The organism is Streptomyces sp. NPDC001796, assembly GCF_042892355.1.
Taxonomy (GTDB): domain Bacteria; phylum Actinomycetota; class Actinomycetes; order Streptomycetales; family Streptomycetaceae; genus Streptomyces.
Genome location: NZ_JBIAUC010000014.1, coordinates 106564 through 126955, shown reverse-complemented (window position 1 = coordinate 126955; position 20392 = coordinate 106564). Strand labels below are relative to the sequence as shown.

Here is a 20392-nt window from a genome sequence, read left to right as displayed (position 1 = left end):
TCGGCCAGTTGGCCTGTCACTGGCTCTGCGGCTGCGCCGCGCTGCCGGTGTCCAGGGTGGGGCCCTTGGGGATGAACGTCGCCCAGGACTGCGGCACCACCGCGGGGTTGGAGACCTTCTCGTAGCCCAGCCGGGTGCGCGCCTTGTCCGTCTCGCTCGCCCCCTCGGACGAGGAACTCGCGTCTCCCGAAGAGGACGAGCCGGTGGCGCTGCCCTGCGCGGCGCTGTCGTTGTTCGACGGCAGCGAGTAGCGCAGGCCGGTGTCCGTCAGCAGATACGTCGCACCGCCGCCCTGCGCCGTGCCCGTGACCTCCTGGAAGAGCAGGCCGGAGCCGGACGAGACGTAGGCGCTCAGCGAATCCGCGACGACCTTCTTCGGGTAGGCCGTCCCGGCCCAGGTGGCGAGCTGCGGCTTCCTGTCCTCGCCGATCGTGCCGTTGTAGACACTGCACGAGGTGGTGCGGGCCTCCTCGGTCGCCGTGGCCGCGGGGTTGGCCTGCCGGGGAACGGTCTGGGGCCAGCCCTTGTCCGCGTAGAAGGTGTCCGCCTGACCGCCGTTGGCGGCGATGATGTCCGGGGTGTCGACGCGGATGTCGGTGATCGCGTCCGTGCCGTACGCCTGCTTGGCGGAGGGCGCACTCTTGAGCAGGTTGGCCACGAACGGCGTGATGGCGGCGACCCGGTCCCGCAGGACGACGTAGTACTGGCTGCCCTGCGCGTCCTGCGCCTTGAGCACCCGGCCCACCTTCCGCGCGTCCTGGGGGAGCCCCGAGACCGAGGTCGGCTGTCCGGCGGACGGAATCTCCGGGAAGGTGATGACGCCGCCCACATTGAGGGTGTGCAGCCACTGCTCGCTCACCGGCTGAGGCTTGGCCGTGGTGCCGATGACCGCGGCGCGCAGCTGCTCCATGGTGGTGCTGTCGAGACCGGAGGGACCGCCCAGCAGGAAGGCGTTGCCCTTGCCGTCGACCAGGTACTCGCGCGAGGTCTTCGGGTCGATGACGTACAGGGCCTCGCGGGCGTCGACCTTCCCCTCGTTCCCCAGCGCCTTCGCGTCGTCGGCGTCGAGGACGAAGACGGCACGGTCGATGGCGTCGCCCGATCCAGGGGCCGGCCGCTCGCACACCGCCCAGGTCTTCGCCTTCTCCGCGTCCGCCGCGGCGGGCAGCCGGTCGGGGGCGTACGGGATGCCGAGGGTCGCGCCGTGCGGAATGCCGCTCTTGTCGATCTCCTTGCCGGGAACCTCGATGACGCTGCCCTTGCCCTTGTCCAGGAGGAGCTTGGCGGAGGCGTAGTTGAGGACGGGGTGGAGTGTCGGGGTCTCCTTGCCGTTCGTCGCCTTGTCCTTGAGGACGACGTAGCGCGTCGTGGAGTCGCTGTCGACGATGATGTACTCGCCGGGGGTGTCCCAGCCCGCCGGTGCCGACGGCTTGATCACGCCCCAGGCGATGAAGCCCACCACCAGCACGACGCCCACCGCGAGGCTGGGCATCACCGTCTGCATGGGACGCGGCGCGCCTTCGTCGGAGCCCCCCGGCGATGGCGCGAGGAACGCCGCGACGGTGCGCTTGCGAGCGAACGTGTAGGCAGCGAGCTCATCGCGACGCTTTGCCATGGTCCCCAGGTCTCCCGTTGTGTGATGCTCGATGTGCTGCTCGGTTGTGCTGCCCGATGTGGAGCTCTGCTCGATGCAGCTGCTCCATGTGCTCGAAGGGCGGCCTCGGCAGAGCAGGCACTTACTATGCACTGTGCCGCGAGGCGACGTTCCATCAGGTACGGGGTGGCCCCCGCATCTTCACAGAGCCTCAACCCCTGCGCCCCACCATGCGCGGCCGGTCCGTGAAAGGCTGGCCACCTGGGGTTTCGGTGTCCCCTGTGTCCGCCCGCGTGCAGCAGCGGGTACCGTGAGCCACTCGCATGGATGATGTGGGCCATCGGTGCCCCTGGCCCGTCGCCGGGATCTCCAACAGAGGATCTCCGCCCGGCATATGGCCACTACTTCGCGAAAGGGATGTCCCGGGGGATGACCAGCGCTACGAGCACTCGGCGCGGAGGCCGCGCACAGCAGCAACAGGACGGTCCGGGCCGCAGACGCGGGCCGGCTCCGGCCCCCGCCGCCGCGTCGCCGCGCCTGCTGCCCAGCCCGGGCGGTATGGGTCCGCTGCGACTGCAGCAGCTCATCCTGGTGGAGCTCGCGGCTGCGGTCATGCTGGTCGCCTGGGCCGCGGACGCCTCCTGGCTGCTGGCTCCGGCCGGTGGGGTGGCGGCGCTGCTGCTGCTCCTGGCGGTCCTGCGACGGGGCCGCCGCCCGCTGCCCGAGTGGTACGAGACGACGCGTGCGCTCAGGCGCCGTCAGCGCGGGGCCAAGACGCCCGTCCCGCCCGGGACGGATCCGATGCTGGCCCCCACCGTGGAGTGCGACCCGGCCCTTCGGACGTACCGCTTCGTGTCCCGTGACGACCGCTCGATCGGCATGATCGGCGACGGGACGTTCCTGACCGCCGTGCTCTTCGTGCAGCCGGCGGACCAGCCGCTGCGTCCCGAGTCCGCGGGGCGGCAGCTGCCGCTGCACCTGGTCCAGGAGGCTCTGGAGGTCGACGGGATCCGTCTGGCGTCCGCACAGGTCGTGCAGCACACCCAGCCGGCGCCCGCGCCGCACCTGCCCCAGCAGTCGGTCGCCGCGCGGTCGTACGGGCCCCTGCAGGCGCAGACGGGTTCGCCCGCGCTCCGGCTCACCTGGGTCGCCCTCAAACTCGACCCGGAACTGTGCCCGGAGGCGGTTCAGGCACGCGGAGACGGCGTTCCCGGGGCGCAGCGCGCACTGCTGCGGGTGGCGGACCAGCTCACGAGTCGGCTGGCCGGGGCCGGATTCCAGGCGACCATTCTGGACGAGACCGAACTCGTGCAGGCACTCGCGACGTCCAGCTGCCTGAACCCGCGGGCCAACGCGCAGCACGCTCAGGACGGGCGGTCGCCCCAGCGGCGTACGGTCGAGTCGGTACGGACCTGGCGGGTCGACGACCGGTGGCACACGACGTACTGGCTCTCCCGCTGGCCGCAGTTGGGGAACGGGGGTGTGGCTCTGCCCGAGCTGATCACCCGGTTCACCTCGCTGCCGGTGCTCGCCACGACGTTCAGCGTGACGCTGGGCAAGGCCGGCAGCCGCGGCGTCTCCCTGGCCGGGCACCTGCGCGTCACCGCCCGTGGCGACAGCGAACTGGCCGAGGTCGCCCGTGAGTTGGAACGGGCCGCGAGTGCCGCGAAGGTCGGTCTGGTCCGCCTCGACCGGGAGCAGGTCCCCGGAGCCCTCGCCACTTTGCCGCTCGGAGGTACGTACTGATGTCCCACCCCGCCACGGCCACGGACCCGCGGCAGCACGGCCGGGCCTCCGGACGCACGCCGGCGCACGTGGCCTCGCCGACCGACACCGGCATGATCCCCATCATCCGGCAGCCGGAGTCCCCGCAGCAGCAACGGCGCATCTTCAGCCCGGGTTTCGGGCTGCGCGGCCCGCGCCGGAACCGCCATGTCGTCACCGTCGACGAGCTCGCGGCCATCAGCATGCCGATCGGCGACGACGGCGTGATCATCGGCACCGACCCGGAGTCGCAGCCGGCCGTGCTGGGCCTGTCCCGCCCCACTCCCTTCGACGTCGTGCTCGTGGGCGGCCTCTGGCTCGCCCAGGTGCTGGCGCTGCGCGCGGCCGCGACCGGGGCGCGTGTGGGTGTCGAGACGGGCCGTCCGCAGGCCTGGCAGCAGTTGGCCCAGGTCGCGGGTGGCGGCCAGCAGTGTGTGACGGTGTATCCGGTGGGACGGGTGCCCGCGCAGGGCCCCTCCGTCTCCAGTCCGGTGGTGCTGATCCGGGACTGCGGCGTTCGCCCGCCCCGTGGGCGGGTCACCTCGCTGCCGTGGCAGGCCGTGGTGACGGTGCTGCCGTTCGTCGGCGAGCACGCGCCTCGTTGGCTGTCCCAGGCCCAACTGGTCGGTATCCAGCGCATCTCGCCCCAGGAGACCGAGATCGTGCGCGACACTCTGGGCATTCCGGACGAGCATCTCCAGCTGCTGCCCACCCTTTACGACGGCGTGGCCCTGTGGTGCACCCGTAAGCATCGCAAGTTCGTCATGACCGAGCCCACCGACGCGGAGACGGGCCTGCTGGGCGTGGCCCGCCGTATGGACTGAACGCTCGTCCGACGCCTTGTCGTCCCCGGATCGCGGTGCCTACCGGTCGGGTCGACAGTCACTTTTCCGTACCGCGATCCAAGTGATTAGTCTCTTCTGGTGATGCGGTGACGATCGCAGCCGCGTGGGAATCGCCACTCGGTCCGCCCGGCCGCGACGACGACCAACTCAGCAGCAGTGGCTGACCAGGAGGCAAGCAGTGAACAGCGATCGGTCCGAGTACAACGGCGGCAGCCCGTCCTCGGACGGGGACGATCAAGACGTCGACCTCACCGGCGAGTTCGAAATCGTCTACACACCTCCCGCCTGGTACGCCCAAAGCACGCAGGGGGGTTCCGCGGCCGGCGTACAGCGCGACGCCGGACCGGCCGCTCCGCCTCCGCCGCCCGGTCCACCCGTCGGCCCGCCCACCGGACCGCCGGGCGGGCCCGCACCGCAGGCCCCCACGCCCCAGGCCCCCGCACCGCAGGCCCCCGCACCCCAGGCTCCCGCGGCGGCGCAGCCGTACGCCCAGGGTGTTCCGCAGCAGCCCGCGCAGGGCGCGCCCGGAGGGAACCAGAACGGCACGGGCGGCTACGGTTTTCCGCAGCCGCAGTCCGCTCCGAGCACCCCCCAGGCAACGGGCGGCGCGCCGGCGCCCGGCGGGTACGGCTACCCCCAGCAGACGGGAGCGGGCGCGCCCCAGCAGGGCCAGGACACGTCGGCCGGCCAGGGACAGCCTCAGCCGCAGGCGCCGGCCCAGCCGCCCGCACCGGGCTTCCCCGTGCTGCGGCCCGTCGACGAGGACGCCGAGGCCGCCCCGCCCCAGGCCGCTGCCCCGGCGGCGGGCGCTCCCCAACAGCCTGCCTCCGCGCAGCCGATGCCCGAGCAGTCGATGGCGGAGTTCAACCACGCCGCCGCCGACGCCGAGGCGGCGAGGCTGTTCGGCGGATCCGACGACGACGAGAAGCCGGAGGAGGGGCGGAGCGACGAGGTGGAGTCGGGTGACTCCGCCGGATCCGGGGTCCGGGACCCGGAGGGCGACGAGACGGCGGACGTCCGTTCCGATGCGGAATCCGCCGGGCGGCCCGATGCCGAGGCCACGTCGGCTACCGGCGAAGCGGAGCCGGAAACAGAGCCGGAGCCGGCGCCCGCCGCTCCAGGACCCGCGCCCTCGGCGCAGGGGCAGCAGCCACAGGCGGCGCCCGCTGCGCAGCCCCCCGCCGCGCCCCAGGCCGGCCAGGAGCTTCCGCCGCTCCCCCAGGGCTACGTGCCCGCACAGCCCGCTCAGGGGGCACCGCAGCAGGCGGGGCAGCCGGACCAGCAGGCCGCGGCCGCACAGGCCGCCGGATACGGCTACCCGCAGCCGCCCGCCCAGCCGGTACCGGGGCAGCCCGGGTACCCGACGCCCCCGCAGGGCACGTTCGGCCCGGCCCAGCCTCCCGCGTACCCGGGCCAGCCTCCCGCGTACCCGGCGCAGGGCGGGCAGCCCGCGGTGGACCCGCGGCAGGCGCCCCAGCCCCCGCAGCCGCACCCGCAGGCCGCCGGATACGGCTACCCGCAGCCGCCCGCCCAGCCGCTGCCGCAGCAGCAGCCTGGACCGGTCGGTTACGGTTACCCGCCCCAGCAGCCCGGCTACGGCTACCCGCAGCCCGCCCCGCCGCAGCAGCCCGCGCCGCACCAGCAGCCCCCGGCCCAGCAACCGGCTCCGGCCCAGCCGCAGCCCCCGGCACAGCCACTGCCGCAACAGCAGGCGCCCCAGCAGCCTCCCGCTGCCCCGCCCGCCGCATACGGCAACCAGGGCTGGACCGCTCCGGTCGGCCCCCAGGCGGGTCCCGGTGCCCCCCAGCAGCAGGCCGCGCCCGGCACGCCGCTCGGCTACAACGCCGCCGTGGAGCTCTCCTCCGACCGGCTGCTGCGCCACCAGCCCAAGGCGCGCAAGAACAACACGGGTCCGTCCCGCTTCAAGTTCGGCGCCAAGAAGGAGGAGGCCGAGCGGCAGCGGAAGCTGGAGCTGATCCGCACCCCGGTGATGTCCTGCTACCGGATCGCGGTCATCAGCCTCAAGGGCGGCGTCGGCAAGACCACGACGACCATGTCGCTCGGAGCGACGCTCGCCACCGAGCGACAGGACAAGATCCTGGCGATCGACGCCAACCCGGACGCCGGCACCCTGGGCCGACGGGTGCGGCGCGAGACGGGCGCCACCATCCGCGACCTGGTCCAGGAGATCCCGCGGCTGAACAGCTACATGGACATCCGCCGCTTCACCTCGCAGGCGCCGTCGGGGCTGGAGATCATCGCCAACGACGTGGACCCGGCGGTCTCCACGACCTTCAACGACCAGGACTACCGTGCCGCGCTCGACGTGCTGGGGCGGCAGTACCCGATCATCCTCACGGACTCGGGTACCGGCCTGCTCTACAGCGCGATGCGCGGAGTCCTGGACCTCGCCGACCAGTTGATCATCATCTCCACGCCCTCGGTGGACGGTGCGAGCAGCGCCTCCACCACGCTGGACTGGCTGTCGGCGAACGGCTTCGCCGATCTCGTCCAGCGGTCGGTCACCGTGATCTCCGGTGTCCGCGAGACCGGGAAGATGATCAAGGTGGAGGACATCGTCGCGCACTTCGAGACCCGCTGCCGCGGAGTCGTCGTGATCCCCTTCGACGAACACCTCGCGGCAGGCGCCGAGGTGGACCTCGACATGATGCGTCCCAAGACCCGCGAGGCCTACTTCGACCTCGCCGCCCTCGTCGCCGAGGACATCGCCCGTACGCAGCAGGGCTTCGGCAACCCGAACCTGCACTTCCAGCAGCCCCCGCAGGGGTACGCGGCCCCGCAGCAGCCCCAGCAGCCCTACGTCCAGCCCGGCGGCGCCCCGCAGCCGGGGCAGGGCTGGCAGCAGCAGCCTGGCCCGGGTCAGGGCTGGCAGCAGCAGCCCGGCCCGGGCCAGAGCTGGCAGCAGCCGGCCCCGGACCAGAACCCGCAGCAGCCCCAGCCCCAGCAAGGCGCCGTACCGCCCGGCTGGACGCAGCAGTAGCGAACCGGTCGCAACGCCGGAGGGCCGGCACCTTCACGGTGCCGGCCCTCCGGCTTTCGCGTACGTCGCGGCGCGAGCGCACTTGTCCCGGTCTCACTCCGGGTGCACTGCTTCAGCACTACTTCAGGTCGAACTCCCCGTCGCGCGCCCCGAGTACGAACGCCCGCCACTCCGCCGCGGTGTAGCGGAGCACCGTGTCGGGGTCCGCGGAGTTGCGCATCGCGACCGCGCCGCCCGGCAGGTAGGCGATCTCCACCCGCTCGTCCTGGGGACCATCAGGGGAGCCGACCCACTCGACGCCGCTGATGTCCATGGCGTACAGCGCTTCCTTCTCCTGCTCGGTCGCCACCGGGTCCACTCCGTTCCACCGACCTTAAGGACGAGGGGAATTGTACAACTGGGGGCGGCGGCGAGGGGTTTGCGAGCGAACGGACGCGGCCGTCGCTCAGGCGGGGCCTCCGGCCGCCGCGATCAGCTCACGGCAGCGCTTCACGTCCTCCGCCATCTGTGCCAGCAACCCGTCCAGCGAGTCGAACCTGGCCTGGCCGCGGACGAACGCCAGGAAGTCGACGGCGACGTGCAGCCCGTACAGATCAAGCCCCACCCGGTCGATGGCGTACGCCTCCACGGTGCGCTCGGTGCCGTCGAACTGGGGGTTGGTCCCGACGGAGATCGCGGCCGGCATCGCCTCGCCCTCGACCTGCAGCCAGCCGGCGTAGACGCCGTCGGCCGGGATCGCGGTGTGCGGGAGCGTCTCGACGTTGGCGGTCGGGTAGCCGAGGTCGCGGCCGCGCTGGGCGCCGCGGACCACCACGCCCTCCACCCGGTGCGGGCGTCCCAGGATCTCGCGCGCTCCCTCGACGTCGCCCTCGGCGATCAGCCGACGGGTCAGGGTCGAGGAGAAGGGCTCGCCGCCGCCTGCCTCGCCGGTCACGTAGAGGTCCACCACCTCGACCTCGAAGTCGTACGTCTTGCCCTGCTCGGCCAGGAACTCCACGTTGCCGGCGGCCTTGTGGCCGAAGCGGAAGTTCGGGCCCTCGACGACGGCCTTGGCGTGCAGCTTGTCCACCAGCACCTTGACCACGAAGTCGGCGGGCGAGAGCCGGGAGAACTCCGTGGTGAACGGCAGGACGAGGACCGCGTCGACACCCAGTTCGGCGCACAGCTCGGCGCGGCGGTGGTGCGGGGCGAGCAGCGGCGGGTGGCTGCCGGGGCGCACGACCTCGCTGGGGTGCGGGTCGAAGGTCACGACGACCGAGGGAACGCCCAGCTCACGCGCGCGTTCCACGGTATGCCGGATGATCAGCTGGTGACCGCGGTGGACTCCGTCGTAGGAGCCGATGGTGACGACGCTGCGCCCCCAGTCCTCGGGGATGTCCTCCAAGCCACGCCAGCGCTGCACTGTGACCGCTCCTCGTCGAACCCGTGTCCGTCTCTGCTTGTACGCAGGTCTAAGGGTGCCATGCCGCGCGGCCTCGGCCCGCATCGGCATGGGGGCTGTGACGGGCGGCACGTCGTAGCGAGGGGGGTCGGCAGGCAGATCACGGGGTGGACGGCGGGCAGGCGACCGCCGTGCGGGCCCTGCGGCACCGGTCGGGACGATCGTGCGGTGAACGCGCCCCCTTCCGCTCCCTCGGTTCACTCCGAGCGCCCGCTCCCCGGGGTGAATGGATACGGGTGATTGGATACACCTCTGTGAGGGGGAACCGAGGGGGGACCGTGGAGCGGCGACCGGCATCCCCGTGATCGCCGCTCCACGGGCAGGCACCGCGTGCGTCAGCCGAACACGGCCAGGCTCTTCGCCTTGCCCCGGTGGGCCTCCACGAGCGCCAGGAGGCGGTCTTCGGGGCCGAAGACGGCCACAGGGCCCGCGCCCGCGTACTCGTCGGGCATCTCCAGCCGCACACCGTTGGCGAGCAGCCGGGCCCGCTTGGCGTCCACGTCCCAGCGGGGGAAGGCGGCCGCGGCGGCCTCGGCGATCGGCATCACGGTCAGCTCCTGCTGGAGCTGGTCCAGGGTGTGGGCGGCGTCCAGCTTGTACGGCCCCACCCGGGTGCGGCGCAGCGCGGTGAGGTGGCCGCCGACGCCCAGGTCGGCGCCGAGGTCGCGGGCGAGGGCCCGGATGTAGGTGCCGGACGAGCAGACCACGGACACGAGCAGGTCGAGCACCGGGGTGCCGTCCTCGGCGACGGCGTCCCGGACGTCGTACACCGCGAAGGACGAGACGGTGACGGGCCGGGCCGGGATGTCGAAGTCCTCGCCGTCCCGGGCCCGCTTGTAGGACCGTACGCCGTTGATCTTGATGGCGCTGACCTTGGACGGCACCTGCATGATGTCGCCGGTCAGCTTGGCGATCCCGGCGTCGATGGCGTCCCGGGTGACCTTTGAGGCGTCGGTGGAGGAGGTGATCTCTCCCTCGGCGTCGTCCGTGAGCGTCGTCTGCCCGAGGCGGACGGTGCCCACGTACTCCTTCTCGGTCAGTGCGAGGTGACCGAGGAGTTTGGTGGCCTTCTCCACGCCGAGGACGAGGACACCGGTCGCCATCGGGTCGAGGGTGCCGGCGTGGCCGACGCGCCGGGTCTTCGCGATCCCGCGCATCTTGGCGACGACGTCGTGCGAAGTGAAGCCCGACGGCTTGTCGACGATGACGAGGCCGTCGGGCGTGGTGTGCTGCTGGGTCATTCGGAGGTGTCGTCCGTCTCGTCGTCGGAGCCGGGCTTCCGGTACGGGTCGGCGTCACCGGCGAACGACTTGCCCGTGGCCGCCTCGCGCACCTTCGCGTCGGAGGCGCGCGCCTTGTCGAGGAGGTCCTCGATGGTCCGGGCGGTGTCCGGGAGGGCGTCCGCGACGAAGGTGAGGGTCGGGGTGAACTTCACGCCGGCGGCGCGTCCCACCTCGGAGCGCAGGATGCCCTTGGCGCTCTCCAGGCCGGCCGCGGCTGCCTTCCGCTCCTCCTCGTCCCCGTACACCGTGTAGAAGACGGTCGCCTCCCGCAGATCGCCCGTCACCCGGGTGTCCGTGATGGTGACGTGCGAGCCGAGCCGCGGGTCCTTGATCCCGCGCTGCAGCTTCTGGGCCACCACCTCTCGGATGAGGTCCGCCAGCCTCTTAGCCCGCGCGTTGTCGGCCACTGGTCCGTCTCCCTGTCTTTCCTGGCTGTGTTCTTCGGTCGGTCGTCAGTCGTCGTCGCCGTGGAGGCGCCGTCTTACGGACAGCAGCTCCACCTCGGGGCGTCCGGCGACCAGCCGCTCGCACCGGTCAAGTACGTCGGTCAGGTGCCCCGCGTCGCCGGAGACCGCCGCGAGCCCGATGACGGCCCGCCGGTAGAGATCCATGTGGTCCACCTCGGCGGCGCTCACCGCGTACTTGCGCTGGAGCTCGGCGACGATCGGGCGGACGACGGAACGCTTCTCCTTCAGCGACCGTACGTCGCCGAGGAGGAGGTCGAAGGACAGGGTCCCCACGTACATGTGTGTCCGGATGACCCGCCGGTACGGGATCGGTGGCCCTGCCGTCGGTATGGGCAGGGACACGAAAACCGTACAACGAACGGTGCGGGCCACTCGACGGGATTGTTCTCGCCCCCCGCCGGCGGCTGGGCGTGGCAGACGGCCGCCGGCCGACGGAACCGTGGTTCCGTCGGCCGGCGGTGAACCCCGGGCTTACGCCCGCGGCTTCTCGCGCATCTCGTACGTCGCGATGACGTCGTCGACCTTGATGTCGTTGAAGTTGCCGAGGTTGATACCGCCCTCGTAGCCTTCGCGGATCTCGGTGACGTCGTCCTTGAAGCGACGCAGGCCCTCGATGGTGAGGTTCTCCGCGACCACCTTGCCGTCGCGGATGAGGCGGGCCTTGGTGTTGCGGCGCACCTCGCCCGAGCGGATGAGGACACCGGCGATGTTGCCCAGCTTGGACGACTTGAAGACCTCGCGGATCTCCGCCGTACCCAGCTCGACCTCTTCGAACTCCGGCTTGAGCATGCCCTTGAGGGCCGCCTCGATCTCCTCGATCGCCTGGTAGATGACCGAGTAGTACCGGACGTCCACACCCTCGCGCTCGGCCATCTGCGCCGCGCGGCCGGCCGCACGGACGTTGAAGCCGATCACGATGGCGTCGGAGCCCATCGCCAGGTCGATGTCGGACTCCGTGACCGCACCGACGCCGCGGTGCAGGACGCGGATGTCGACCTCTTCGCCGACGTCCAGCTGGAGCAGGGAGGACTCCAGTGCCTCGACGGAACCAGAAGCGTCACCCTTGATGATCAGGTTCAGCTGCTGGACCTCGCCGGCCTTGAGCACCTTGTCCAGGTCCTCCAGCGACACACGGCGCGTGCGCTTGGCGAAGGCCGCGTTGCGCTCACGGGCGGCGCGCTTCTCGGCGATCTGACGGGCCGTACGGTCCTCGTCGACCACCAGGAAGTTGTCACCCGCACCCGGGACGTTGGTCAGGCCCAGGACCTGGACCGGCGTCGACGGGCCGGCCTCGGCGACGTTGTTGCCGTTGTCGTCGAGCATGGCGCGGACTCGGCCGTAGGCGTCGCCCACGACCATCGTGTCGCCGACCCGCAGCGTGCCTCGCTGGACGAGGACCGTCGCCACGGCACCACGGCCGCGGTCGAGGCGGGACTCGATCGAGATGCCCTGCGCGTCCTGGTGCGGGTTGGCCCGCAGGTCGAGCGAGGCGTCGGCCGTGAGGATCACGGCCTCCAGCAGCGAGTCGATGTGCAGACCCTGCTTGGCGGAGATGTCGACGAACATGGTGTCGCCGCCGTACTCCTCGGCCACCAGGCCGTACTCGGTCAGCTGACCGCGCACCTTGGTCGGGTCGGCACCCTCGACGTCGATCTTGTTGACCGCGACCACGATCGGCACGTCGGCCGCCTTGGCGTGGTTGAGCGCCTCGACCGTCTGCGGCATGACGCCGTCGTTGGCCGCGACGACCAGGATCGCGATGTCGGTCGACTTCGCACCACGGGCACGCATGGCGGTGAACGCCTCGTGACCCGGGGTGTCGATGAAGGTGATCTTGCGCTCTTCGCCGTTGACCTCGGTCGCGACCTGGTAGGCACCGATGTGCTGGGTGATGCCGCCGGCCTCGCCCGCGATGACGTTCGTCTTGCGGATCGCGTCGAGCAGTCGGGTCTTACCGTGGTCGACGTGACCCATGACGGTCACCACCGGCGGACGGACGACCAGGTCCTCCTCGGAGCCCTCGTCCTCGCCGAACTCGATGTCGAAGGACTCGAGCAGCTCGCGGTCCTCCTCCTCCGGGCTGACGATCTGAACCGCGTAGTTCATCTCGTCGGCGAGGAGCTGCAGCGTCTCGTCGGAGACGGACTGCGTGGCCGTGACCATCTCGCCGAGGTTCATCATGACCGCGACGAGGGACGCCGGGTTGGCGTTGATCTTCTCCGCGAAGTCGGTGAGCGACGCGCCGCGGGAGAGACGGATGGTCTCGCCGTTGCCGCGCGGCAGCATCACGCCGCCGACGCTCGGGGCCTGCATGGCCTCGTACTCCTGGCGCCTCTGCCGCTTCGACTTGCGGCCACGGCGCGCGGGACCGCCGGGACGGCCGAAGGCGCCCTGCGTGCCACCACGGCCACCGGGACCACCGGGACGGCCACCGAAGCCGGGACGGCCACCGCCACCGCCGCCGGGACCACCGGGACGACCTGCGAAACCGCCACCGCCACCGGCACCGGGACCACCGGGACGACCTGCGAAGCCGCCACCGCCACCGCCGCCGGGACGGCCGGCGAAGCCGCCGCCACCCGGACGACCGCCGCCACCGGGACGACCGCCGCCACCGGGACCGCGGCCACCGGGGCCACCGCCACCGGGACGCGGGCCGGCAGCAGGACGCTGCGGCATCATGCCCGGGTTCGGCCGCGGACCGGCGGGGCCGCCGCCGGGACGCGGACCGCCCTGCGGACGCGGCATCGAGCCCGGGGTCGGGCGCGGACCGCCCGGAGCCTGCGGACGCGGGCCGCCACCGGCCGCACCCTGCGGACGCGGACCACCCTGGCCCGCGGCCTGCGGACGCGGACCGCCCGGAGCACCGGGACCACCCGGACGCGGGCCCTGCGGACGGGGCGCCTGCGGGCGCGCCATGCCGGTGGAGCCACCGGAGGTGAAGGGGTTGTTGCCCGGACGGGGACCGGCCGGACGGGCACCCGGACGTGCGCCGGGGCCACCCGGACGCGGGGCGCCGGGACGCGCACCCTGGGCACCGCCCTGGCCCTGCCCCTGACCGGGCGCGGCCGGACGTGCGCCGGGCTTGGGGGCGCCGGGACGGGCAGCCGGACGCGGGCTGGGGGCGGCCGGAGCCGACGGGGGTGCCGTGAACTCGGGCGCACCCGGGGCGGGGGACGCCGGGGCGGGCCGCGGCGCGGGCTTCGGGCCCGGCGTCGGGCGCGGACCCGGGGCCGGAGCCGCGGGCTTCTCGGCGGCCGGGGGCTTGGGGGCCGCCGGACGCGGGGCAGCCGGACGGTCCCCCACTGCCTTAACGGCGTGGGAGGTGCCCCCAGCCTGCGCCGGGGAGGGCGCGGCCGGCTTCGCCGGGGAGGCCTTGCGCGGGGCGGCGGACTTCGCGCCACCGCCGTTGCCCTGCTGGAGGGCGTCGGTCAGCTTGCGTACTACGGGCGCTTCGATGGTCGAAGACGCCGAACGGACGAATTCACCGAGTTCCTGGAGCTTGGCCATGACGACCTTGCTCTCCACACCGAACTCCTTGGCGAGTTCGTAGACCCGGACCTTAGCCACTTCGCTCCTTTGAGGTCCGGGTTGAAGCCGGACCGTCGCTAGTTCATGGGCGTACTCATCGCGTACTCATCGAGTGCTCATCGCAATCTCGACCTGCTTTCGACTCGCGAGGTACCAGGACCGCACGGGGATCCGCGCGGCACGTCTTACGGTGTTGCCTGCCCAGCTGGGTGCTGCTGACAACTTTCTTCCTGCTCGAGGTGCCGACGCAACGCCTTTGTGTCGAGCGGACCCGGGACGCGGAGCGCCCGTGGGAACGCCCGGCGGCGGACCGCCAGCTCGAAACAGGACAGTGCGGGGTGCACGTACGCACCCCGGCCGGGCAGCGTACCGCGAGGATCGGGGACGCATGCGTCCTCGATCACCACGGTGCGCAGCAGTTCGATCTTGGCCGCTCGCTCCCGGCACCCCACACAGGTGCGTTCAGGGCATGCTCCGGTGTGCGTCCGGCCAGACACGGTTAAGTCTACCTCCCCGCACCGACCTCACCCCTTCGGGGCAAGAGTCGAACATCTGCTGCACACAAAACTGTCGTGATCTCAGCGTCGCACGGCCGGGATCTATTCCCGGCCGAGGTGACGCGCCTCAGGCCTGCCTCTCGGCGGGCTGTTCGGTGTCGGGACGGATGTCGATCCGCCAGCCGGTCAGCCGGGCCGCCAGACGGGCGTTCTGCCCCTCCTTGCCGATCGCCAGCGACAGCTGGTAATCGGGGACCGTCACGCGCGCGGAGCGGGCCGCGAGGTCCACCACCTCCACCTTGGTGACACGGGCCGGGGACAGGGCGTTCGCCACCATCTCGGCCGGGTCGTCGGACCAGTCGACGATGTCGATCTTCTCGCCGTTCAGCTCGCCCATGACATTGCGCACACGGCCGCCCATGGGGCCGATGCAGGCGCCCTTGGCGTTCAGGCCCGAACGGGTGGACCTGACGGCGATCTTCGTACGGTGACCGGCCTCACGGGCGATCGCGGCGATCTCCACCGAGCCGTCGGCGATCTCCGGCACCTCGAGGGCGAACAGCTTCTTCACCAGATTGGGGTGGGTGCGCGAAAGAGTGACGGACGGACCGCGCACGCCCTTCGCCACCCGGACGACGTACGAGCGGATGCGCTTGCCGTGTTCGTACGTCTCTCCCGGCACCTGCTCCTGCACCGGCAGGATGGCCTCGAGCTTGCCGATGTCGACGAGCACGTTCTTCGGGTCGCGGCCCTGCTGGACCACTCCGGTGACGATGTCGCCCTCGCGGCCCGCGTACTCGCCGAGCGTCGCGTCGTCCTCGGCGTCGCGCAGACGCTGCAGGATGACCTGCTTGGCGGTGGTGGCGGCGATACGCCCGAAGCCCGAAGGGGTGTCGTCGAACTCGCGTGGCTCCTGGCCGTCCTGGAGATCCTCGGGATCCTCCTTCGCCCACACGGTCACGTGGCCGGTCTCCCGGTCGAGCTGCACGCGCGCGTGGCGGCGGCTTCCCTCGGTGCGGTGGTAGGCGATGAGGAGGGCCGCCTCGATCGCCTCGACCAGCAGGTCGAAGGAGATCTCCTTCTCCCGCACCAAGCCCCGGAGGGCACTCATGTCGATGTCCACGGCTACGCCTCCTCCTCTTCCTTCATGTCCCTCATGTCCTTGCGGTTGAACTCGACCTGGACCCGCGCCCTGGCGATGTCCGGGAAGGCGAGTCTGCGGGCGGTGGCCTTGCGGCCCTTCACACCGGGCACCTCGAGGTCGACACCGTCGTCGTCGACCTGCTGAATCCTGGCGACCAGTTCTCCGCCCTCGGTCAGCTGGAACCGCACCAGCCGGCCCAGGGCCCGTACGTAGTGCCGGTGTTCCTTGAGGAGGCGCTCCGCGCCCGGGGTTCCGACCTCGAGGGTGTATTCGCCCTCGCCCATCGCGTCCGTCTCGTCGAGCTTCGCCGAGAGCGCGCGGCTCACATCGGCGATCTTGTCCAGGTCGGCACCGGTGTCGGAGTCGACGACGACGCGCAGCACACGCTTGCGCCCGACGGAGTCCACCGCGATCTCCTCGAGATCGAGCCCCTGGGATGTGACGAGCGGTTCCAGCAGTCCTCGCAGCCTCTCGCTCTGGGTGGTGCTCATCCGGGTGACTCCTCGGCCGCGTGTGCTGTTGTGGGATGGTCGCTGTCAGGTCAAAGGGTATCCGGTCCCGGAGGGTGATGCCGTCCACCTCGGACCGAGGCGAACGGCGTCCCGGCGGGCGCCACGCGTGCGTGGGCGCTGTCGGCCGAGCCGATGGCCGGCACGAGCGGGGTGCGCGGGTACGGTGATCATCGGGCTCCCGCCCATTCGTCGGGCTCCCGCCCATCCGTTCGTACCGAAGCCTCCGAGGACGGTCTGCCGTGCCCCTCCCCCCGCCCGCCCGCGCCCCGCTGCGCAGAAGGAGCCTGTTCGCCTCGGCCGCGGGTGCCGCGCTGCTGGCGGGCTGCTCCGGCGCCTCCGATTCCGGCGCGACCGGCGGCAGCCCGGCGGCCGCCGACCGGGCACGCGCGCGTGCGGCGCGGGACAGCGAGGCGCTGGCGGCGCGGTACGCGGCCGTCATCGACGCCCACCCGGACCTGGCGGCGCGGCTGCGGCCACTGCGGGCGGAGGTCGTCCGGCACGCACAGGCGTTCGGCGGCGGAGCCGGCGCCTCGGCGTCCCCCTCCGCCGGCTCGGCCGGCGCGTCCGCGTCCCCCTCTGCCTCCGCCTCCCCCGTACCGGCGGACGCGAAGTCCGCACTGGCCGACCTGGCCGCGGCCGAGCGCGCCCTGGCCGACCGGCGGGTCAGGGCGTTGCTGGAGGTGCCGGGCGAGCTGGCACGGCTGATGGCGTCCGTGGCCGCGGCCGGGGCCGCGCACGCGTACCTGCTGACGGAAGGCGGAAAGTGAGCACGATCAGCACCGGCGCACCGACGCCCGTGAGCGACGAGCTGACGGCCCTGCGGGCCGCCCTGCGCGCCGAGCACGCCGCCGTCTACGGCTACGGCGTCGTCGGCGGCCGTATCGAGCAGGCACGGCGCGCGGAGGCGCATGCCGCCTACGACGCCCATCGTGCCCGGCGGGACGAACTGGTCAGGGCGGTACGGGACCTGGGCGGCACGCCGGACGCCGCGGCGGCCGCGTACGCGCTGCCGTTCCCGGTGCCCGACTCCGCCGCCGCCGTACGGCTGGCCGCCGAGCTGGAGGAGCGGGTGGCCGGGGTGTACTCGGACCTTGTGCGGGCCTCGACGGGTGCGCGGCGCGGCTTCGCCGCCGGGGCGCTGCGGGAAGCCGCGGTGCGGGCGGTGCGCTGGAGCGGCGAGAGCGTAGCCTTCCCTGGTCTCGCCGAGCGGGCGGCGGCCACCCCCACCGCGTCGGCGACACCGCGAACCTGACGCGTACGCGCTCGACCGTACGCGTGCGAAGCCGACCTGGAAGGGAACAACTCGCGCATGGCTTTCGAACCGCCGCAGCGCCTGGTCAGGGCGCTCGGCGAGACGCAGCGGGACGGTGGCGCCGACTGGCTGGGCAGGCTCCCGGAGCTGGTCCGGCGGGCTGTCGGTCTACGCGAGTTGACCGTGGAGCGGGTGCAGGCGCCGGGCGGTCGCAGCAGCCTGGTGCTGCTGGTGCGGCAGGCCGACGGGACGCCGGCCGTGCTGAAGCTGGTACCGCCCTGGGCCCGCCCGGGCAGCGAGCGTGCCGCGCTCGTGCGGTGGGACGGCCTGGGGGCCGTACGGCTCCTGGACGCGGACGCCCCCACCTCGGACGCCGGGGAGGGCGTGCTGCTGCTGGAGCGCCTGCACCCGGAGATGTCCGTGCGCTCGCTGCCGGAGGCGAAGGCCCTGCTGGAGGCGGCCGGCACGCTGCGGCGGCTGTGGGTCGAACCGCCCGCCGCTCACTCCTTCGAGACGGTGGCCGCGCGCACGGGACGGCAGGCCGAGGCGATGCGGCGGAGCGCGGAGGCGGACCCGGAGGCCGCGCCGCTGGTCGAGGCGGCGCTGGCGGCCCGTGAGCAGCTGCTCGCCGCCCCGCCCGAGGAGCGGCTGCTGCACGGCACGTTCCGGCAGAGCAAGATCCTCGCCGGGGAGCGGATGCCGTGGCTGGCGGTGGGGCCGGACCCGGTGGTCGGCGAGTGCGCGTTCGACCTGGCCCGGCTGGTGCGCGACCGGGTGGAGGACCTGATCGCGACGCCGTCCGGAGCGGCGATCACCCGCCGCCGGGTGAAACGGCTCGCGGAGTCCCTGGACCTGGACCAGGAGCGGCTGCGCGGCTGGACGCTGTTCCGGGCGGTGGAGTCGGGGGTGCGGGCACGCCGGGTGGGCCGCCCGGCGGACGCGGAGCTGTTGCTGGAGTTCGCGAGCTGGCTCTAGCGCTCGGTGAGCGCCGGTCGGCGATGCGTGAGCTCAGGGGCGTTCCTGTGACAGCGAAGCATTCGTCGCAGGAACGGGCCCCGGACCCTGCCCGGACAGCCGCGGAGAGCCGGGCGGTCCGCCGCCGTTCGCCGGGGCCCGGGGCGCCCCTGTGCGGACCGTAGCCGCGGCACCTCGTTCCCGGACGTCCTGGCCGTTCCCCTCCGCAGTGACGTTCTGTCACGCCCTACGGCCGGGGAACGGCCTGGGAGAACTCCGTGAGGCGGCCGTGCACCCCCGCAGAGGTCTCCGAGAGAAGCCTCGGTCCACGGATCAGGCGGTGAGGCGGGCGATCGCCTCGTCCACCGTGAGCTCCTCGCGCTCGCCCGTCCGGCGGTCCTTGAGCTCGACGACGCCCTCGCCGGCGCGACGCCCGGCCACCAGGATCTGCGGCACGCCGATCAGCTCGGCGTCGGTGAACTTGACGCCCGGCGAGACACCGGCCCGGTCGTCGACCAGGACGCGGACACCGGCCGCCGCCAGCTTCTCGGAGACGTCGAGGGCCACCTCGGTCTGCAGGGCCTTGCCGGCTGCCACGACGTGCACGTCGGCCGGGGCGACCTCCTTGGGCCAGCACAGGCCCTGCTCGTCGGCGGTCTGCTCGGCGAGCGCGGCGACCGCGCGGGAGACGCCGATGCCGTAGGAGCCCATGGTGACGCGGACCGGCTTGCCGTTCTGGCCGAGGACGTCGAGCTTGAGGGCGTCGGCGTACTTGCGGCCGAGCTGGAAGATGTGGCCGATCTCGATGGCGCGGTCCAGCTTGAGCGCGGTGCCGCACTTCGGGCAGGGGTCGCCCTCCTGCACCACCACGACGTCCACGTACTCGTCGACCTCGAAGTCGCGGCCGGCGACCACGTTCTTCGCGTGGGTGTGCTCCTTGTTGGCGCCCGTGATCCACGCGGTGCCCGGCGCCACCCGCGGGTCGGCGATGTAGCGGACCTTCTCCCCCAGGCCCTGGGGGCCGACGTAGCCGCGGACGAGGTCGGGCCGGCCCGCGAAGTCGGCCTCGGTGACCATCTCGACGACGGCCGGGGCGAAGTGCGCCTCGACCTTGTCCATGTCGACCTCGCGGTCGCCGGGGACGCCGACGGCGACGATCTCGCCGTCGACCTTGACGAGGAGGTTCTTCAGGGTGGCCGAGGCCGGGACGCCGAGGGAGGCGGCGAGGGTCTCGATGGTGGGGGTGTCCGGGGTGGGGATCTCCTCGGCGGCCGGGACACCGGAGGCGTCGACCGGCTGGAGCGTGTAGGTGATCGCCTCGGTGTTGGCGGCGAAGTCGCAGTTCGGGCAGTCGGCGAAGGTGTCCTCGCCGGCGTCGGCCGGGGCGAGGAACTCCTCGGACTTCGAACCGCCCATGGCGCCCGCGGTCGCGGCGACGATCCGGTAGTCCAGGCCGAGGCGGTCGAAGACGCGCTGGTATGCCTGGCGGTGCAGGGCGTAGGAGCGGGCGAGGCCCTCGTCCTCCAGATCGAAGGAGTACGAGTCCTTCATCAGGAACTCACGGCCGCGCAGGATGCCCGCCCGGGGCCGGGCCTCGTCACGGAACTTGGTCTGGATCTGGTAGAGGATCACCGGCAGGTCCTTGTACGAGGACGCCTGGTCCTTCACCAGCAGGGTGAAGATCTCCTCGTGGGTGGGACCGAGCAGGTAGTCGCCGCCCTTGCGGTCCTTCAGGCGGAACAGCTCGGCGCCGTACTCGTCCCAGCGGCCGGTCGCGTCATAGGGCTCGCGGGGCAGCAGGGCGGGCAGCAGCACCTCCTGGGCGCCGATGGCGTCCATCTCCTCGCGGACGATCCGCTCCACGTTGGCGAGGACCTTCTTGCCGAGCGGCAGCCAGGTCCACACACCGGCGGCGGTGCGGCGGACGTAGCCCGCGCGGACCAGCAACTTGTGGCTGAGGACCTCGGCGTCGGCCGGGTCGTCGCGCAGCGTCTTCGCCATCAACTGGGACATGCGCTGGACCGGTGCGTTGGCCATGGTTCTGGTACTCCTGCCGCGTAAGGGTGATGGCTAGGAGGTTAGCCGGGCTTGCCGTGCGGGTGGAAAT

The 20392-nt window shown here is 72.4% G+C and carries 17 protein-coding genes; 6 read left to right on the top strand and 11 right to left on the bottom strand.

All coding sequences use genetic code 11. The annotated features are described in order from the left end of the window. Positions 1–16 precede the first annotated feature (16 nt). Positions 17–1615, bottom strand: a complete 1599-nt coding sequence (eccB, locus tag ACFYZE_RS25645; protein ID WP_388998474.1) for a type VII secretion protein EccB — start codon at positions 1613–1615, stop codon at positions 17–19. Between the two features lie 408 nt (positions 1616–2023). On the opposite strand from eccB, the gene eccE reads away from it, so the two are divergent. From eccE to ACFYZE_RS25630, 3 genes are all read left to right on the top strand, one after another. Continuing rightward, complete coding sequence (eccE, locus tag ACFYZE_RS25640) at positions 2024–3340, top strand: type VII secretion protein EccE (protein ID WP_388998471.1); 1317 nt, start codon at positions 2024–2026, stop codon at positions 3338–3340. Further along, positions 3340–4182 (top strand): hypothetical protein, encoded by an 843-nt coding sequence (locus ACFYZE_RS25635; protein ID WP_388998469.1) that lies wholly within the window; start codon positions 3340–3342, stop codon positions 4180–4182. Before eccE ends, ACFYZE_RS25635 begins: the two co-directional genes overlap by 1 nt. Positions 4183–4381: 199 nt before the next feature. After that, complete coding sequence (locus ACFYZE_RS25630) at positions 4382–7204, top strand: SCO5717 family growth-regulating ATPase (protein WP_388998466.1); 2823 nt, start codon at positions 4382–4384, stop codon at positions 7202–7204. Positions 7205–7322: 118 nt separating this feature from the next. On the opposite strand, the gene ACFYZE_RS25625 is transcribed toward ACFYZE_RS25630, so the two are convergent. The 9 genes from ACFYZE_RS25625 to rimP all read right to left on the bottom strand — a co-directional run bounded on the left by ACFYZE_RS25625 (position 7323) and on the right by rimP (position 16058). Beyond that, on the bottom strand, positions 7323–7553 hold the full coding sequence (locus ACFYZE_RS25625) for a DUF397 domain-containing protein (RefSeq protein ID WP_103845576.1): 231 nt from the start codon (positions 7551–7553) through the stop codon (positions 7323–7325). 96 nt (positions 7554–7649) lie between these two features. Further along, positions 7650–8606 carry a bifunctional riboflavin kinase/FAD synthetase gene (locus tag ACFYZE_RS25620; protein WP_388998463.1) on the bottom strand — a complete coding sequence of 319 codons (957 nt, stop codon included), beginning with the start codon at positions 8604–8606 and terminating at the stop codon, positions 7650–7652. 374 nt (positions 8607–8980) lie between these two features. Continuing rightward, positions 8981–9886, bottom strand: coding sequence for a tRNA pseudouridine(55) synthase TruB (gene truB, locus ACFYZE_RS25615; RefSeq protein WP_388998460.1), 906 nt, complete (start codon positions 9884–9886; stop codon positions 8981–8983). Beyond that, positions 9883–10335: a 30S ribosome-binding factor RbfA gene (rbfA, locus tag ACFYZE_RS25610; RefSeq protein WP_388998457.1), complete on the bottom strand. Its 453-nt coding sequence runs from the start codon at positions 10333–10335 to the stop codon at positions 9883–9885. Before rbfA ends, truB begins: the two co-directional genes overlap by 4 nt. Before the next feature lie 45 nt (positions 10336–10380). Next, complete coding sequence (locus tag ACFYZE_RS25605) at positions 10381–10674, bottom strand: DUF503 domain-containing protein (protein ID WP_200422685.1); 294 nt, start codon at positions 10672–10674, stop codon at positions 10381–10383. A 192-nt stretch (positions 10675–10866) separates the two neighbouring features. Next, entirely contained in the window at positions 10867–13965 is a 3099-nt protein-coding gene (gene infB, locus ACFYZE_RS25600; protein WP_388998455.1) for a translation initiation factor IF-2, read from the bottom strand. A 146-nt stretch (positions 13966–14111) separates the two neighbouring features. Further along, entirely contained in the window at positions 14112–14423 is a 312-nt protein-coding gene (locus tag ACFYZE_RS25595; RefSeq protein WP_388998453.1) for a YlxR family protein, read from the bottom strand. 127 nt (positions 14424–14550) lie between these two features. Next, on the bottom strand, positions 14551–15546 hold the full coding sequence (gene nusA / locus ACFYZE_RS25590) for a transcription termination factor NusA (RefSeq protein WP_388998450.1): 996 nt from the start codon (positions 15544–15546) through the stop codon (positions 14551–14553). A gap of 2 nt (positions 15547–15548) precedes the next feature. After that, a complete protein-coding gene (rimP, locus tag ACFYZE_RS25585) occupies positions 15549–16058 on the bottom strand; it encodes a ribosome maturation factor RimP (protein WP_388998448.1) in 510 nt (169 codons plus the stop codon). Positions 16059–16318: 260 nt separating this feature from the next. Between rimP and ACFYZE_RS25580 the strand changes: the two genes are divergently transcribed. From ACFYZE_RS25580 to ACFYZE_RS25570, 3 genes are read left to right on the top strand one after another with little or no spacing between them, the layout of a single operon-like run. Continuing rightward, a complete protein-coding gene (locus ACFYZE_RS25580; protein WP_388998445.1) occupies positions 16319–16846 on the top strand; it encodes a hypothetical protein in 528 nt (175 codons plus the stop codon). After that, positions 16843–17331: a ferritin-like domain-containing protein gene (locus tag ACFYZE_RS25575; RefSeq protein ID WP_388998442.1), complete on the top strand. Its 489-nt coding sequence runs from the start codon at positions 16843–16845 to the stop codon at positions 17329–17331. Before ACFYZE_RS25580 ends, ACFYZE_RS25575 begins: the two co-directional genes overlap by 4 nt. Positions 17332–17388: 57 nt before the next feature. Next, on the top strand, positions 17389–18306 hold the full coding sequence (locus tag ACFYZE_RS25570) for an aminoglycoside phosphotransferase family protein (protein WP_388998439.1): 918 nt from the start codon (positions 17389–17391) through the stop codon (positions 18304–18306). Between the two features lie 312 nt (positions 18307–18618). On the opposite strand, the gene ACFYZE_RS25565 is transcribed toward ACFYZE_RS25570, so the two are convergent. Then, complete coding sequence (locus ACFYZE_RS25565) at positions 18619–20322, bottom strand: proline--tRNA ligase (RefSeq protein WP_388998436.1); 1704 nt, start codon at positions 20320–20322, stop codon at positions 18619–18621. Positions 20323–20392 lie beyond the last annotated feature (70 nt).